At 63.2% G+C, this 14,351-nt stretch carries 13 protein-coding genes and 1 pseudogene; 9 read left to right on the plus strand and 5 right to left on the minus strand.

Annotated features, from left to right (window positions below; translation table 11 throughout):
- Positions 1 to 106: 106 nt before the first annotated feature.
- The 3 genes from NLM31_RS24560 to NLM31_RS24570 form a co-directional block, all read right to left on the minus strand.
- Complete coding sequence (locus NLM31_RS24560; RefSeq protein WP_254193951.1) at positions 107 to 1,504, minus strand: ABC transporter substrate-binding protein; 1,398 nt, start codon at positions 1,502 to 1,504, stop codon at positions 107 to 109.
- Positions 1,505 to 1,715: 211 nt separating this feature from the next.
- Positions 1,716 to 2,774, minus strand: a complete 1,059-nt coding sequence (locus NLM31_RS24565) for a substrate-binding domain-containing protein (RefSeq protein WP_254193952.1) — start codon at positions 2,772 to 2,774, stop codon at positions 1,716 to 1,718.
- 78 nt (positions 2,775 to 2,852) lie between these two features.
- Positions 2,853 to 3,626, minus strand: coding sequence for a helix-turn-helix transcriptional regulator (locus NLM31_RS24570; RefSeq protein ID WP_254193953.1), 774 nt, complete (start codon positions 3,624 to 3,626; stop codon positions 2,853 to 2,855).
- A gap of 109 nt (positions 3,627 to 3,735) precedes the next feature.
- Here NLM31_RS24570 and NLM31_RS24575 point away from each other — a divergent pair, with 109 nt between their 5' ends.
- The 3 genes from NLM31_RS24575 to NLM31_RS24585 all read left to right on the plus strand — a co-directional run bounded on the left by NLM31_RS24575 (position 3,736) and on the right by NLM31_RS24585 (position 6,758).
- The gene (locus NLM31_RS24575) at positions 3,736 to 4,815 is read left to right on the plus strand and encodes a zinc-binding alcohol dehydrogenase family protein (RefSeq protein ID WP_254193954.1); all 1,080 of its coding nucleotides are present in this window, start codon (positions 3,736 to 3,738) and stop codon (positions 4,813 to 4,815) included.
- 219 nt (positions 4,816 to 5,034) lie between these two features.
- Entirely contained in the window at positions 5,035 to 5,799 is a 765-nt protein-coding gene (locus tag NLM31_RS24580; protein ID WP_254131824.1) for an aspartate/glutamate racemase family protein, read from the plus strand.
- On the plus strand, positions 5,796 to 6,758 hold the full coding sequence (locus tag NLM31_RS24585; protein ID WP_254193955.1) for an asparaginase: 963 nt from the start codon (positions 5,796 to 5,798) through the stop codon (positions 6,756 to 6,758). Before NLM31_RS24580 ends, NLM31_RS24585 begins: the two co-directional genes overlap by 4 nt.
- A 63-nt stretch (positions 6,759 to 6,821) precedes the next feature.
- Here NLM31_RS24585 and NLM31_RS24590 read toward each other — a convergent pair whose 3' ends face one another.
- Positions 6,822 to 7,682, minus strand: a complete 861-nt coding sequence (locus NLM31_RS24590; RefSeq protein ID WP_254193956.1) for a helix-turn-helix transcriptional regulator — start codon at positions 7,680 to 7,682, stop codon at positions 6,822 to 6,824.
- A gap of 550 nt (positions 7,683 to 8,232) precedes the next feature.
- Between NLM31_RS24590 and NLM31_RS24595 the strand changes: the two genes are divergently transcribed.
- The 5 genes from NLM31_RS24595 (at position 8,233) to NLM31_RS24615 (ending at position 13,324) form a co-directional block, all read left to right on the plus strand.
- On the plus strand, positions 8,233 to 9,417 hold the full coding sequence (locus NLM31_RS24595) for a branched-chain amino acid ABC transporter substrate-binding protein (RefSeq protein ID WP_254193957.1): 1,185 nt from the start codon (positions 8,233 to 8,235) through the stop codon (positions 9,415 to 9,417).
- 117 nt (positions 9,418 to 9,534) lie between these two features.
- A complete protein-coding gene (locus NLM31_RS24600; protein WP_254193958.1) occupies positions 9,535 to 10,500 on the plus strand; it encodes a branched-chain amino acid ABC transporter permease in 966 nt (321 codons plus the stop codon).
- A gap of 3 nt (positions 10,501 to 10,503) precedes the next feature.
- Entirely contained in the window at positions 10,504 to 11,778 is a 1,275-nt protein-coding gene (locus tag NLM31_RS24605; RefSeq protein ID WP_254193959.1) for a branched-chain amino acid ABC transporter permease, read from the plus strand.
- A complete protein-coding gene (locus NLM31_RS24610; RefSeq protein ID WP_254131830.1) occupies positions 11,775 to 12,587 on the plus strand; it encodes an ABC transporter ATP-binding protein in 813 nt (270 codons plus the stop codon). The genes NLM31_RS24605 and NLM31_RS24610 overlap by 4 nt, the downstream gene beginning before the upstream one ends.
- Positions 12,584 to 13,324 carry an ABC transporter ATP-binding protein gene (locus NLM31_RS24615; RefSeq protein WP_254193960.1) on the plus strand — a complete coding sequence of 247 codons (741 nt, stop codon included), beginning with the start codon at positions 12,584 to 12,586 and terminating at the stop codon, positions 13,322 to 13,324. Before NLM31_RS24610 ends, NLM31_RS24615 begins: the two co-directional genes overlap by 4 nt.
- Before the next feature lie 127 nt (positions 13,325 to 13,451).
- On the opposite strand, the gene NLM31_RS24620 is transcribed toward NLM31_RS24615, so the two are convergent.
- On the minus strand, positions 13,452 to 13,688 hold the full coding sequence (locus tag NLM31_RS24620) for a hypothetical protein (RefSeq protein WP_254135575.1): 237 nt from the start codon (positions 13,686 to 13,688) through the stop codon (positions 13,452 to 13,454).
- Here NLM31_RS24620 and NLM31_RS24625 point away from each other — a divergent pair.
- A pseudogene (locus tag NLM31_RS24625) lies at positions 13,639 to 14,289 on the plus strand (transporter); the annotation flags it as partial. The gene NLM31_RS24620 and the pseudogene NLM31_RS24625 overlap by 50 nt on opposite strands.
- Between the last annotated feature and the right edge of the window lie 62 nt (positions 14,290 to 14,351).

Here is a 14,351-nt window from a genome sequence, read left to right on the forward strand (position 1 = left end):
CAAAGAGTGGCGAGCATGGCAGCGGTTTCGCTGCCCGCTCGCGAGTATAGATCAATGGCAAGGGGGAGTCCGCAGCGGCAACACGCGCTGCTGCGGACGCCAGAGGTCATTCGCTGACGATCTTCTTGATGCGGTCGATCATCTCGTCGACGGCCTGTTCCGGCGGCACCTTGTCGAGCACCACACGGATCGTGGCTTTCGCCCAGACGTTCTCGTTGTTAACCGTGGTGAACTTATAGTTCCGCGTCATCTCGTAGCCGCCGACGCCGGCTGCGAACTGGTCGCGCAGGATCTTGCGGTGCTCGTCGCCGTTCCAGAACGCCGACTTCACGGCGGCGGTCTTCACCGGGAACCAGCGGCCCAGCGCGCCTTCGACGTACGGCTGGAGGTTTTCGTCCTGAAGCAGGAACTGCACGAACTCCTTGGCGCGCGCCTTGTTCTTCGCCTGCTGGAAGATCACGCCGACCACGACCGAACTGCGGGTGTGCATCGGCGTACCGTCCGGCTTGCTCGGCCAGGGCAGCGTCCGGATGCGCTCTTCGTAGTTCTTCTTGGCCTCGTCCCGCTGCTCGGCGGTCAGGGTCTGGTTGGTCGAGTCATCCAGCCACTTGCCGGGGATCGAGATGGTCGGGTTGAAGGTCATCACCGTCGTCTTGTTGTGGAAGGCGACGTTGTTGTCGGCATCCTTCCAGCTCGTCGCGGAGGACGGGACGCAGCCCTTCTTGTAGATATCGGTGTAGTCCCTCAGCGCGGCAACGAGACCGGCCTTCATCTTGGGATCGTCGAGCAGCAGCTTGCCGCTGTCGTCGACCATGACGACGTTGTAGGCCTCGGCGAAGGTCAGAAAGCCGATCAGGCTGTCGCTGCTGTCCACGCCCATCGGCAGACCGATGCCGTAGACGCGCTTGCCGCTCGCCTTGCGGACCGCTGGCTGCGCCTTGTCGCACCAGAATGACCAGAAGCCTTTCCAGTCCTTCGGGATGTCGCTTTCCTTGAGACCGCCCTCCTCGAGCATGTCTTTCCAGTAGTGCAGATGCAGCGTCGCCTGCTTGACCGGGAAGGCGTAGTAGCCCTTGCTCTTGGTCTGCTCGTTCTGGAGCATCACCGTCTCGAGTGCGGTCTTGTCGAACTGGTCCTTGAGCGGCGTCAGCACGGAGCTGAGGTCTTCGAGCTTGCCTTCGGCCGCCCATTTACCGACGCTCTGGAAGTTGAAAGTGTCGGCATAGGCGACATCCGGCACCGTACCGGAATCGAGCGCAGCGACGGTCTTCGGAATGATGTCCTGCGTCGCATATTGCGACAGCTCGACCTTCACGCCGGTCTTGGCTTCGAATTTGTGGATCGCCTGCAGCAGCGCGTCCTCTTCGGCCGAGTAGAAGCCCTTGTTCCACCAGACCACGAGCTTCTCTTTGGCGTGGGCCGCCGGCGACGCCGCGAAGGAGCTAAGCAGAAGCGTCACTGCGACCGCGCAGCCGTTCAATGTTTTCGACAGACCAACCCGCATTCCCGCATGTCCTCCCGTGGCGCTTCCCTGCGAAACGCTCGTTACGCTTATGGCAATGAGCCGCGGCTTCTGTAAGCGCTTACATAAGTGGTGTCAATTTTGACGGAAGAGCCGTTTTCCCCTGTCTTTCAATAAGATACTTCGGCTTTAGCTTCGTGCAGACCAGCCATCTCGCGAGCCTACCAGCGGGGCACCCTTCCCCGGCCGGATATCACGCGCGATCTTCGGACCAGCGGCCGGAGCTGTCCCTCACCTGCAGCACGGGAGCGACCTCTTCGGACTGCGGGCCAGCCTGGCGGCCGGCAACGACTGCGAGAAGCTGATTGGCGGCCAACGTGCCGATGGCCTGGTTGTCGACCTTCATGGTGGTCAGGCGTGGGGCGAAACGCGACGAGATCGCGAGATCGTCGAACCCGGTGATCGAGAAATCCCTGGGCGCTGTCAGGCCAAGCGTGTTGGCGGCCATCAATGCGCCGAGCGCGATGTTGTCGTTGCCGCAAACGATCGCCGTCGGTCGCGCCTCTCCTTGCCGTGTCATCAAGTGCGAAAAACTCTCGGCGCCGAATTCCAGCGTCGACGGACCGATCAGCAGATTGTCGTCCGACAGTTGCAGACCCGCAGCCGCCAGCGCGTCCCTCACGCCGGCAAGCCTCGCAGTGACACGATCGTTGTTCGCCACCGGCTGGAAGATGCCGGCGAAGCGGCGATGGCCGAGCGAGAGCAGATGATCCGTAATCCGGGTGAAGGCGGCGCGATTGTCGAACCCGATGCAGGGGTGCTCGGACAGCTTGCTGTAGGAGTATGTGACGACATAGGGAATGTCGCGCGCCTTCAGCGCCGCGAACAGCTCCGCGGGATGGTTCTCGCCGACGAGCGCAATCGCCTCCACGCCCCGGGCGAGCATGGCCTCCGCCTGCCGCAAGCCTTCGAGCGGGTCATAATTGGAGCAGCCCAGAAACAGCGTGAAGCCGGCATTGCTGAAGACGGCCTGCATCCCGCCGATCTGACGCGCGAAGATCTCGTTGTCCAGCGTCGGAATGATCGCGCCCATGATGTGCGTCCGGCTCGACGCCAGCGCCCTGCCCGCCGCATTGGGAATCCAGTTGAGCGCGCGCGCCGCCTCCCTCACGCGCTCCCGGATCGCCTCGGAGACCTTGTCCGGCTCGTTGAACACCCGCGACACGGTGGCCGTCGATACATTCGCGGCACTTGCGACCGCCTCGAGCTTGACCCGGCCGCTTCCCTCGCGCGTTCGTTTCGTGCCCGTCACTGTCCAAGCCCACCCCGGTGTATCCGATGACGAACCTACTCCGAAACCTCATCGTTTCGCAAAGCGGTTCACCCGACCCTACACCGGCGTATAAATCACGAGCTTCAGCGCGGGATCGTCGTTGGCCTGAAAGCTGGTGTGCTCGAAATGCAGCACGCCCTTGGTGGGATGGGTCATGGTCTTGCGGCCCGACAGGGTGCCGTGCACCTCATGCGCGCCCCACCATTTGACGAATTCGGGACTGCCTTCGCGGAGCCGCGTCAGCAATTCCGCAAAGGCGGGATCGCCGGCCCAGACGTCATGGGTGGCACGAAACATCGCCACCATGCGCTTGGCGACATCGGCCCAGCCCGCGCCATAGGATTTTCGCGTCTTCTTGTTGGTCATCATCTGGAGCAGCGTGTTGCGATCCTCTTCCGGCAGCCGGCCGAACGCGAAGATCTCCTCGGCGGCCGCGTTCCACGCCAGCACATCCCAGCGCCGCCCCGTGATGTAGGCCGGGTGCGGCAGGCTCTCGACCAGGCGCAGGATCGGCGGCGGCACCACCTCGCGAGTGAAGGGACGCCTGTCGCCATCGCGCGCGAGGTCCTTGAGATGCGCATGCTCGGTCTTGCTCAGACGCAGCGCGCGCGCCAGTGCATCGACCGTGGTGACCGACGGGCTGACGGTGCGCCCCTGCTCCAGACGGATGTACCAGTCGACACCAATGCCGGCGAGCTGGGCCACCTCCTCGCGGCGCAGCCCCGCGGTGCGCCGCCGCTGGCCCGTGGGAAGACCCACCGACTTCGGCGACAGCTTTTCGCGGCGGGAGCGGAGGAAATCGCCGAATTCGACGCGGCGTGGGTCGGCCATGAATGTGTCCCCGCGGATGGAGGGCTTATCGAGTACTAGGATAATACCAGGCCTTCCCGGCGCGCGACAAGCGGTCCATATGCCCATCACCCCACAATGAGGTGACCACATGAAAGCTGCCGTGCTCAAATCCTTCGGATCCCCGCTCGCGATCGAGAACGTGCCCGACCCGGTGCTCGGCACCGGCGAGGTGATCGTCGATATCGTGTCCACCCGCGTGTTGTCCTATACGAACGAGGTGTTGAGCGGCGAGCGCAAATACGCCCTCGACCTGCCGGTGGTCCCAGGCGCCGGCGGCGTCGGCCGCGTGCGCGCGTTCGGACCGGACGCGACCAAGCTTGCCGTCGGCGACTGGGTGCTGTGCGATCCAACCGTGCGCTCGCGCGACGACGCAATTGCGCCCGACATCACGCTGCAGGGCGTGAGCGCGCGCGGCGACGGCGGCATGCGGCTGCAGAAATATTTTCGCCACGGCTCCTTTGCCGAGCAGATGCGGCTGCCGACTGAGAACGTGAAGCGGCTCGGCCGGGTCACGGACGCCGAAGCCGCACAATGGTGCGCGCTCAGCACCATGCTCGTGCCTTATGGCGGCTTCCTGGCCGCAAAACTCCAACCCGGCGAGACCGTGCTGGTGAGCGGCGCGACCGGCAATTTCGGTAGCGCCGCGGTGGCGGTGGCGCTGGCGATGGGCGCGGCCTGGGTCGTGGCGCCGGGGCGCAACGAGAAAATGCTCGCCGAGCTCGTGCGTCGCTACGGCGAGCGCGTCAAGCCGGTGAAGCTTTCGGGCAATGAGGCCGACGATCGCGAGAGCATGAAGCGCGCAGCACCCGGCCCGATCGATTGCGTGTTCGACATCATGCCCCCTTCGGTCTCGACGAATGTGGTGCGCGCCGCGATCATGACGGTGCGCCCCTACGGGCGCGTGGTGCTGATGGGCGGCGTCAACATGCTGGGCGGCCCGGGCCTGGAGCTGCCCTACAACTGGATCATGCGTGAATGCATCACCATCCACGGGGTCTGGATGTATCCGCCGGATGCAGCCATCCGCCTCATCGCGATGGTCCGCGCGGGGCTCCTGCGCCTCGATCAGTACGAGACGAAGGCCTTCGACCTCGACCACGCCAACGAGGCCGTCGCCTATGCCGCCGCCAACGCCGGCCCGTTCAACATGACGGTGATAAGGCCGTAATCGGCCTGCCCGCTGCGGCGATGCGCCGCCGCGGCGGGCGAGCCAGAACCAGGCTGGAGAATTGATCCCGTCGGGACTCTCGAGACCCGCTCTGCATGGCTGCGCTCTCTGGCGCGCTTCTAGCATCGTTTCGCATCATCAAGCGACAGAAAGCGAAATTGGCTTGGAGGTCGCGAAAGACGATCTACGAAGACAAATCATGCAAGCAAGGCCGACACTATGAAGCCGACGACAGAAGGGGCAACGCGCGCATCGATCGGGATTGTCGCCGGTTCGGGCCCAGAGGCCGGAATCGATCTTTGGAGCAAGGTTCTTGCCCGCAACCAGACGCTTTTTGGCGGCGATTTCCGCGGAGACCTCGACGCCCCGCGCGTGGTGGTCTTGTCGGAGCCCACGCTGGGCCTGTCGATGGACCTCGAAGAAAACGAAGAAATCGTCTGGCACAGCCTGAAGCAGACGATTGCCGCGATAGCGGTCCAGGCGGATGCCTATACCATCGCCTGCAATACACTCAACTTGTTCGCACCGCGCATCCTTTCGCTCGGTCTGCCGGGAGAGTTCGTGTCATTCCAATCCGCGCTCTCCGCCTGGGTCGCACGCCACCGCGTCGAGCGCATAGCCCTTCTGGGTGCGGCCCCGGTCACGAGCCTTGGACCGTGGTCTGCCTACCAGTCGCTCCAGGACATCGTCGCGGTCGAGACCCCGTCCAACGCCGCGGAGCTGCACAATCTCATTCTCGACGTGAAACGTCTCGGAAGTCGCGATCCCTCGCTGCGGCCGCGCCTCCAGACCCTCGTCGAGGGGCTGAAATCGGATCATGTCATTCTTGCCTGCACCGAACTGCCGCTGATCTCGGATATCGAAACCGGCAAGAAACTCATCGACGTCACCGATCTTGTCGCGCGCGAGCTGGTTGACCGTTCGCTTGCGGGAAGGCGCGGCGTGCCTCGACCGGGAAGTGCCGTCGCAGGCTTCCAGGCATGATGTCGGGCGTACCCAGCAGCACAGGCGGCTCGGCATCGACGAAGTTGGACCAAGATCGCCCAGCCGGGCTCTCGGACAAACGAAGCCCCCAAATCCTGCTCATTCACACGGGCGGAACGATTGCCATGCGCGGATCCGCCGACGGACTCGCGCCCGCCGCCGGCGTCTTGGAGGACGCCGCCGCCGCGCTTGGACCGCCTGGGGCGCGCTTATCGATCTGCTCGTTCGACCCCCTTGTCGATAGCGCCGACATTGGCCACGAGCACTGGAACCGGATTATCTCACATCTCGAAGACTGGTCGGGCGACGGCGCTGTCGTCACGCATGGCACGGACACGATGAGCTTCACGGGAGCTGCACTCAGTCAGTCTCTGGCGGGTGCACCCTTTCCGATTATTCTGAGCGGTGCGATGCGCCCGCTCGGCACGGGCGGGGACGCTGAATCGAATCTCGAGCTCGCATTGCAATCTGCCCTCACCGCGCCTCCCGGTGTCTGGCTTGCCTTCGCCGGGCGCACGGTCGCTGCGACCGGACTGGTCAAGCGCCATTCCAGCGCACCAGACTCCTTTCGCGCCGTCACACCGCCGATCGGCGCTGCGCAGTTTCGCCCTCGACGTTTCGGCGATGTTCGCGTGGCGATCCTGACGATCTCACCCGGCATGCCCGCCGGCATGGTCTCGGCGGCGCTCGCGGAGCTCGACGGCGCTGTCCTGCGGCTGTTCGGACCGGGTACGATCGTCAGCAATGCCGCTCTCCTTGACGCTCTCGATGCTGCACTTCGAAGAGGGTGTCGGTTGCGCGCAGTCAGCCAGTGCGAGCAAGGCGGCCTCGCACCCGGCGCCTATGCGGCTGGCGCGCCGCTCTGGCGTCTTGGCGTGGAAAATGGCGATGCAGAAACGGCCGAGGCAGCGCTCGTCCGGCTTTGGCTGGAGTTGTCGGAGGCGCGGCCTGAACAATAGTGACGGGCGGCAAACGCCTTCAAGTCGCAATTGGCGCCGGCGTCGCGAGCCGCGCCAGCTACGTCATGCATCGACCGGGTAAAACAGCGGTGCACTCGGCTGCATGGTGTTGTCGATCATGTCCCGTATCGAACGCGGGATCGTCGGCGCATCGGGCGCAAACAGCCCGCAATTCGTCAGCGCGGGCCGGACTTCGATCTCCGCGCCCAACCATTCGAACACCACGCGGGAGCAGGCAATTCTGCGCTGGCTTCCGGACGACACCCCCATGATCAGCCCGGTCAACCGGGCGATCTTGTTGCGTCGCGAAGGAAACAGGATGGTCTGCGTGACCTCGTTGCCGGTCAGGGTCTCGTAATCGACCAGAAATATTCGATCCTCGAGAAACAAGGCGGCGCCGGAATATCGGCACTTGTAGGCCGCGCCCCTCCGCTCCGGATCGGAGAAATGTTCGATACGCCGATAGTAGACCTGGTTTTGGTGCGTAAACAGGTGCGTGAGCCCGCGCAGGACCATTCCCGGCGAGCTCATCGAATAATAGTAGACGTGATAGTAGCCGACATAACCGCGTAGCGCCGGAAGCGATGCCGCGCGCAGCCGGTCGATGCCATCCGCATAGGGTGGACGCGGCTTCGACGTCCGTCGCTTGAGCGCTATGATGCGCGCAAACTGCGCCGGTGCGAGATGGAATTCCGACGCCTCAACTCCAAAATAATCGCACAAGCGATTGAGGATGTTAGGCGACGGACGCGCCGCCGCGCGCAGATAACGGTTGAACTGCGTGCGGTTGATGTCGAGGCGACGACAGACCTCCGAAACGGACGGCGCGTAGCTACAGGCCAGACGAAGATTCTCCGCAAAGGATCGCTGCATCTCGCTGGCGGAGTCCTCCGCCGATTTCGTAATGACTTTCGCCTGGACCATTCGCCCCTGACGCTATTTGATGCTCCAGAAGCATATTATGGAAACGCCGCCGAGGCGCAAGCGGAGGCCCCATAATCCGTGATCCCCCGGGCGTCATCACGCCGATCTGGATGCCCGACCGACGGAGATGACCCTGGCAACAGAGCAGCGGCCGCCGAACCGGCACTGTTCCTGAACGCGGCGCACAACCGAAATGTCCTTTTTTTAAGCTGCAAATGCCGCTCTGATCGGCAGGACAATCGGACGTCCTCGACCGTTGGCAATCACTCGCCGCGCCACATCCCGCGCTAGCCCGCCCTGCTCGTCCAGCCGCGGGCCAGACCGAGCCTCCGCCGCCCCACCCTCGGAATCCCGAGCCGATGGACAAGGCCTTTAGCCCTGACCATCCATCTCTGGTGCTATCTGATGCTGCGTGAGCATAAGCAAACGTCATGATGACGCAAGCCGCCAAATAGCCAGCGTAAATCCCCCAATCGATGATCCCTTCCCAGGCGTGTTTGTTCCGATCTGGGTGAGCCGATCGGGCGCTCTCGAGAAGGGGGAAGTCACCATGACATTGATGAAGACTCTGGCTGCGGCCACCACCGGCCTGATGCTGCTTTCCTGCGCAGCGACCGCTCAAGACAAAGGTGCAATCAAGATCGTCACGCAGTCGCCTCTCTCGGGACAGCAATCTGTCGCCGGCGAAGGCATCATGCTTGGCGCCCAGCTGGCCGTCGCCCAGTTCGCCAAGCAACTGACCGACATGGGCTTCCAGCTCTCGCTGCAGCCGGAGGACGATCAGGCCACGCCGAACGTCGGCGTTGCCAACGCCAACCGGATCCTCAACGACCCCGCCGTGCTCGGCGTGGTCGGCCACTACAATTCCGGCGTGGCGATTCCATCCTCGGAAGTCTACGCCAAGGACAATCTCGCGATGGTCTCGCCGGCCAACACGAACCCGGCGATTACCGATCGCGAGACGACGCGCGCCATCGCGAACCGCATCTGCGGCCGCGACGACGTTCAAGGGCCGGCAGGCGCCAATTTCGCGACCGATACGTTGAAGGCAAAGAAAGTCTACATCATCAACGACAAGTCCGCCTATGGCTCCGGCATCGCCCAGACCTTTGAAGCGGCGATCCGGAAGAGCGGCGCCAACGTCATCCTGTCCACCGGCATGGACCAGAACGAGACCGACTTCTCGTCGATCCTCAATCGCGCCCGCGTCGACCAGCCCGATCTCGTCTACTACGGCGGCACCTACCCCCAAGGCGGTCTGATCATCAAGCAGATGCGGCAAAAGGGCCTGAAGGCCGCCTTCCTTGGTGGCGATGGCCTGGACAGCGGCGATCTGCAGAAAATCGCCGGGCCCGAGAACATGACCAACGCCTATTTTACGACGACGGCGTTGCCGCTCTCGCAAATGCCGGCCGCAGCCGCCTTCGCGCAGGCCTACAAGGCCAAGTTCAACAAGGATCCGGAGGTCTACTCTGCCTACGGATACGACAGCGCACGCGTGGTCATCGAGGCGATCGTCGCCGCAGCCAAGGCCAAGGGTGGCGCGATGCCCACCCGCGCGGCGGTGGCAGCGGCGGTTCGCGAGGTCAAGTTCGACGGTGTCACCGGCCCGGTCGCCTTCAACAATCGCGGTGACATCGCGAGTGCGAAATACGTCGTGATCGAAGCCGGCAAGTCGGCTGACGCCAACAAGATCGTCAAGGTCATCGACGTCGCAGCCCCCGGCGGGTCCTGAACCGCTGCGGTTGCGCTTCATGGCGGCCGCGGCGCCCCTCAGCTCCGCGGCCCGATAACCCCGATCCCTGCCTCACACCGGGCGCCCTCGCCGATTGCGCCTTCGGAAAGCCGCGACATGTCCTTTCAGCTGGTCCTCGAATTGCTTCCATCGACGCTGGCGGATGGACTCATCCTCGGTTTGCTCTATGCCACCATCGCGCTTGGTTACACGATGGTCTACGGCGTCCTCGGCCTGATCAATTTTGCCCACTCCGAGATCTTCATGGTGGGCGCCGTCGTCGCGGTCGAACTGCTCACCTATGTTCTGGCCGGCTCCCCGCTCCACCCCGTCGTACAATTGGTGCTCGCCATGATCGTCGCGGCCGCGGTCTCAGCCGCACTCGCGGGCCTGGCGGAGCGCGTCGCCTACCGGCCCTTGCGGCGTTCGAATGCACCAAAGCTGGCTCCGCTGATCACTGCCATCGGCATCAGCCTTTTCCTGCAGGACGCCGTGCGGTTCGTCGAAAGCCTGTTCGGCCAGTTCATCCGGCCGTTCCCGTCGATGCCGTTCTTCGATATTCCGCTGCCGCTGACGCCCAATGACAGCGTTCCGATGAAATCGCTCGTCATCCTGATCGTCGCCGGAGCGATGCTGGCAGGGCTCCGATATACCGTCACCCATACCCGGCTTGGCAAGGCGATCCGCGCGGTCGCAACCGACCGCATGGCGGCCAGCCTGATGGGCATCGACGTCAACCGCATCGTCATGCTGACGTTTGTCATCGGCGGCGCGCTCGCCGGCGTCGCGGGAACGCTCTACGCGCTACAGTTCGGACGCGTGGATCCGTTCTCGGGATTCATTCCTGGCCTGAAAGCGTTCACCGCGGCGGTCCTTGGCGGCATCGGGTCAATTCCCGGCGCCATGGTCGGCGGCATCGTCCTCGGCTTGATCGAGATGTTGATCGGGACATTCGTTCCCATCCTGACGAACAACGCCATAGGCACCGAATACAAGGACATCTTCGCCTTCGGCATCCTCATTCTCATCCTGATCTTCAAGCCTACCGGCCTGCTCGGGCGTCCCTCCACGGAAAAGGTGTAGTTCATGGTCAGCCGCCCGTTTTCCAGATCTGCGTGGCTGATTGCCTATACGCTGGTCGTGACCCTGCTGTGTATTTTCGTCTTCACGGGCAACGGCCTGATGGACACGGTGGCGTTCGTCGCGTTGCTTGTCCCGCTCTTCCTGGCGAGCGACTTCGACAAGACCGATCCGCGCGTCGGTGGGCTCGTGCTCGCGTTCGTGTTGCTGTGTGCCCTGCCCGTCATCGGAATGCGCAACACCTTCTATCTCGACGTCGCCATTCAGGTCGGCATCTTTGCGGTCCTGGCGCTGGGGCTGAATATCGTGGTGGGCTTCGCCGGTCTGTTGGACCTCGGATTCGTCGCATTCTTCGCGGTCGGCGCCTACCTCTGGGCCATTGTCAGTTCTCCGCACGGAGCCGCGTTGCTCGGCGCGGGATTCCCGCTGCAAGGTGATGCGTTCTTCGTCATCGTGATCGTCGCCATCTTTGTCGCGGCTGGCGCCGGCGCGTTGCTCGGATTGCCGGTGCTGAGGCTGAAAGGCGACTATCTCGCCATCGTCACGTTGGGCTTCGGCGAGGTCATCCGCGTTCTCGCCAACAACCTCGACAAGCCCGTAAACATCACCAACGGCCCGCAAGGGATCGCCGGGATCGCGCAACCGCTCACGGAGGCCGCTCGCGTTCTCGCAACCGACACGGCGGTGCCCGCCTTCAGATGGCAGGCGCTGATTTATTACGCCGTCGTGCTCGCGCTGGTGCTCGTGGCCGTGCTCGCCAATCGCAGACTGGACAGCTCCAGTATCGGACGCTCGTGGGTCGCGATCCGCGAGGATGAGATCGCCGCGCAGGCCATGGGCGTTCCGCTGGTCAGGACCAAGCTGATCGCCTTTGCGACCGGAGCGGCCTTCGCGGGGACGATGGGCGTCCTCTTTGCCGCGAAGCAGACCTTCGTCAGCCCCGAAAGTTTTGATTTCAATCAGTCGATCGGCATTCTCGCAATGATCGTGCTGGGTGGGCTCGGCTCGATACGTGGCGTGATGATGGGGGCCGGGCTCGTCACGATCCTCAACCTGCAGATCCTCAAGTCGCTTTCGGCCGGATTAAACCACCTGCGCGCGACCGGATTTGAGATTTTCGGCTGGTCCTTCGCCAACCTGCCGACGCAGTTCGAACCCTCCAAATACGAACGGCTGATCTTCGGTCTCATTCTCATCGCCATGATGCTGTACCGGCCGCGCGGGCTGGTCCCTGCCGAACGGCGTCCCATTTCAGCGAGAGACGCCGGGAGAGCCTCGTGACCAGCAATCTGCTCCTGGATGTGACGAACCTGCGCAAGTCGTTCGGCGGCCTGACCGCGGTCGATAACGTCACGCTCAAAGTCGCGCGCGGGTCGATCATCTCGGTGATCGGGCCGAACGGAGCCGGCAAGACCACGTTCTTCAATCTGATCACCGGGATCTACCGGCCGGACGTTGGCGTGGCGCTGCTCGACGGCGTTGACCTCGTCGGCCTCCGGCCCGATCAAGTCGCAGCCGCAGGCCTTGCGCGGACGTTTCAGAATATCCGCCTGTTCGCGGGAATGACGGCCCTCGAAAATGTCGTCGTCGCGAGATCGATGCATATGCGTTCGGGCTATTGGGGCGCCCTGTTCCGCACGCGCGCCTATGCAAATGAGGAGCATTCCGCGATTGCGGACGCCATTCAACTGCTTGGGTTCGTCGGCCTTGCCGACAAGGCGGACGTGCCCGCCGGCAGTCTTGCATATGGCGAGCAGCGCCGCCTTGAAATCGCTCGCGCCCTCGCCACGAGACCGAAGCTCCTGCTGCTCGACGAGCCGTCGGCCGGGATGAATCCGCAGGAAACGGAGGACGCCAAGGCGCTGATCCTGCGGATCCGCTCGGACCTCGGCATAGCTGTCGTGCTGATCGAGCACGACATGCGGCTGGTCATGACCGTTTCCGATCACATCGTCGTCCTCGACTACGGCAGCAAGATCGCTGAAGGCGGAGCAGACGATATCAGGACGCATCCCAAGGTGATCGAAGCCTATCTCGGACGCGGCGTTGCGGCGCGCACGGCCACATCGGAGAGCGGAAAGACGTCATGACGAATGCATCGGGATCGGCCGGCCGGCCTCTGCTTGAGGTCAAGAATATCGACGTGTTCTACGGAGCAATCCACGCGATCCGCGATCTGTCGGTGATCGTGAACGAGGGCGAAATCGTCACGCTCATCGGCAGCAACGGCGCTGGAAAGACGACAGCCCTCGGTGCGATCTCGCGCCTGCTGCCCATCCGCTCCGGCGAGGTCCTGTTGGACGGACGCTCCCTCGGATCGGTTCCGCCGCATGACGTCGTGCGCCTTGGACTCGCCCACGTCCCGGAGCGGCGTCGCATCTTTGCCGATCTGACCGTGATCGAGAACCTCGAAATGGGCGCCTTCACGGTCAACTCGAAGGCCGATATCGCCAGCCGAATGGCCGAGATGCTCGAGCTGTTCCCGCGCCTTGCCGAGCGACGCAAGCAGTTCGGCGGTACGCTGTCGGGAGGTGAACAGCAAATGCTCGCTGTGGCCCGCGCGCTGATGCAGCGCCCACGGATACTCCTGCTCGACGAGCCATCGATGGGACTTTCGCCGCTCTTCGTCGAGCGCATCTTCGATATCATCGAGACGATCAACAAAAGCGGGGTCACGATCCTGCTTGTGGAGCAAAACGCCCATATGGCCTTGGCAATCGCCGACCGCGGCTACGTGCTGAAGAGCGGTACGATCGTCGATCAAGGCAGTGGTGCCAACCTCATGTCGGACGAGAGCATACAAGCGGCCTATCTCGGCGCGCACTGACACCCGAGACAATCGTCGCTACCGGTGCTTACAGGCGTTGACCTGGATCAAGGAAAGTCGCGACCTGCTCAGGACGCCGCCTTATGCGGTGCGAAACTAGCCACGCCGCGGCCTTTGTCGCAGCTCCCTATTGCTTGAGCTGCTTGATGAGGTCTTCGATCTCGCGATTGCCCTGCATCAGGCGTGAGAGCTGTTCGGCGTAGCCGACGGCAGATGCGGAATCCCCTCTCTCGCGACTCAGCGTGAGCGCCGCGGAAAGCATATCGCGATCGTTGGGATGCATCTGCAAACCGTTCCTGAGCACAGCAATCCGCAGCCTATCGACACCCCTCGGTTCAATCCCATTTTCACGTTCCGATTCCATCAGCGACTCCATCACCAGATTCGGCGATGTGATCCCGCAGTTCGCCCTGCGCTGGAATGCCGGCGTCAACAACTACATGACCTACATCACGGGCGACATCCCGGTCGGGGCTTACCAGTCGGGACGCCTTGCCAATCTCGGGGTCGGGCACGGCACGATCGATGCGGGCGGTGGCTATACCTATTTCAATCCGCAGACCGGACATGAGTTCTCCGGCGTGCTCGACTTCACCTACAATTTCGAGAACCCGGACACGAAGTATCAAAGCGGCGTCGACATGCACTTCGACTGGGGCGCCTCGCAATTCCTTAGCAAGCAGGTCCAGGTCGGTTTGGTCGGCTACGTCTACAAGCAGCTCGGCTGCGATAGTGGCTCTGGCGATCGCGTCGGTTGTTTCCGCTCGCAGGTGGCTGGTATCGGCCCGCAGATCGGGTTCATTTTTCCGGTCGGTGACATGCAGGGCTATCTCAACTTCAAGGCCTATGGGGAATTTGCTGCCGAAGCCCGACCAGCGGGCTGGAACGCCTGGGTGACATTTGCAATCTCGCCGCCCGCGCCTCCGCCAGCGGTCACGCCGACGAAGCACGTGATCACAAAATAACCGGCTTCCAGCAAGCCGCGACGATTGATGATGCGCGACTTCCCGCTCGAACCGAAGATTTT

This window comes from Bradyrhizobium sp. CCGUVB4N (assembly GCF_024199945.1).
In the GTDB taxonomy this organism is placed as follows: domain Bacteria; phylum Pseudomonadota; class Alphaproteobacteria; order Rhizobiales; family Xanthobacteraceae; genus Bradyrhizobium.

Coding starts and splice junctions, on each gene's coding strand:
- NLM31_RS24575 (WP_254193954.1), top strand. CDS start 3,736: ATGAAAGCTGCCGTGCTCAAATCCTTCGGATCCCCGCTCGCGATCGAG.
- NLM31_RS24620 (WP_254135575.1), bottom strand. CDS start 13,688: ATGGAATCGGAACGTGAAAATGGGATTGAACCGAGGGGTGTCGATAGG.
- NLM31_RS24600 (WP_254193958.1), top strand. CDS start 9,535: ATGTCCTTTCAGCTGGTCCTCGAATTGCTTCCATCGACGCTGGCGGAT.
- NLM31_RS24570 (WP_254193953.1), bottom strand. CDS start 3,626: ATGGCCGACCCACGCCGCGTCGAATTCGGCGATTTCCTCCGCTCCCGC.
- NLM31_RS24595 (WP_254193957.1), top strand. CDS start 8,233: ATGACATTGATGAAGACTCTGGCTGCGGCCACCACCGGCCTGATGCTG.
- NLM31_RS24590 (WP_254193956.1), bottom strand. CDS start 7,682: ATGGTCCAGGCGAAAGTCATTACGAAATCGGCGGAGGACTCCGCCAGC.
- NLM31_RS24585 (WP_254193955.1), top strand. CDS start 5,796: ATGATGTCGGGCGTACCCAGCAGCACAGGCGGCTCGGCATCGACGAAG.
- NLM31_RS24615 (WP_254193960.1), top strand. CDS start 12,584: ATGACGAATGCATCGGGATCGGCCGGCCGGCCTCTGCTTGAGGTCAAG.
- NLM31_RS24560 (WP_254193951.1), bottom strand. CDS start 1,504: ATGCGGGTTGGTCTGTCGAAAACATTGAACGGCTGCGCGGTCGCAGTG.
- NLM31_RS24605 (WP_254193959.1), top strand. CDS start 10,504: ATGGTCAGCCGCCCGTTTTCCAGATCTGCGTGGCTGATTGCCTATACG.
- NLM31_RS24580 (WP_254131824.1), top strand. CDS start 5,035: ATGAAGCCGACGACAGAAGGGGCAACGCGCGCATCGATCGGGATTGTC.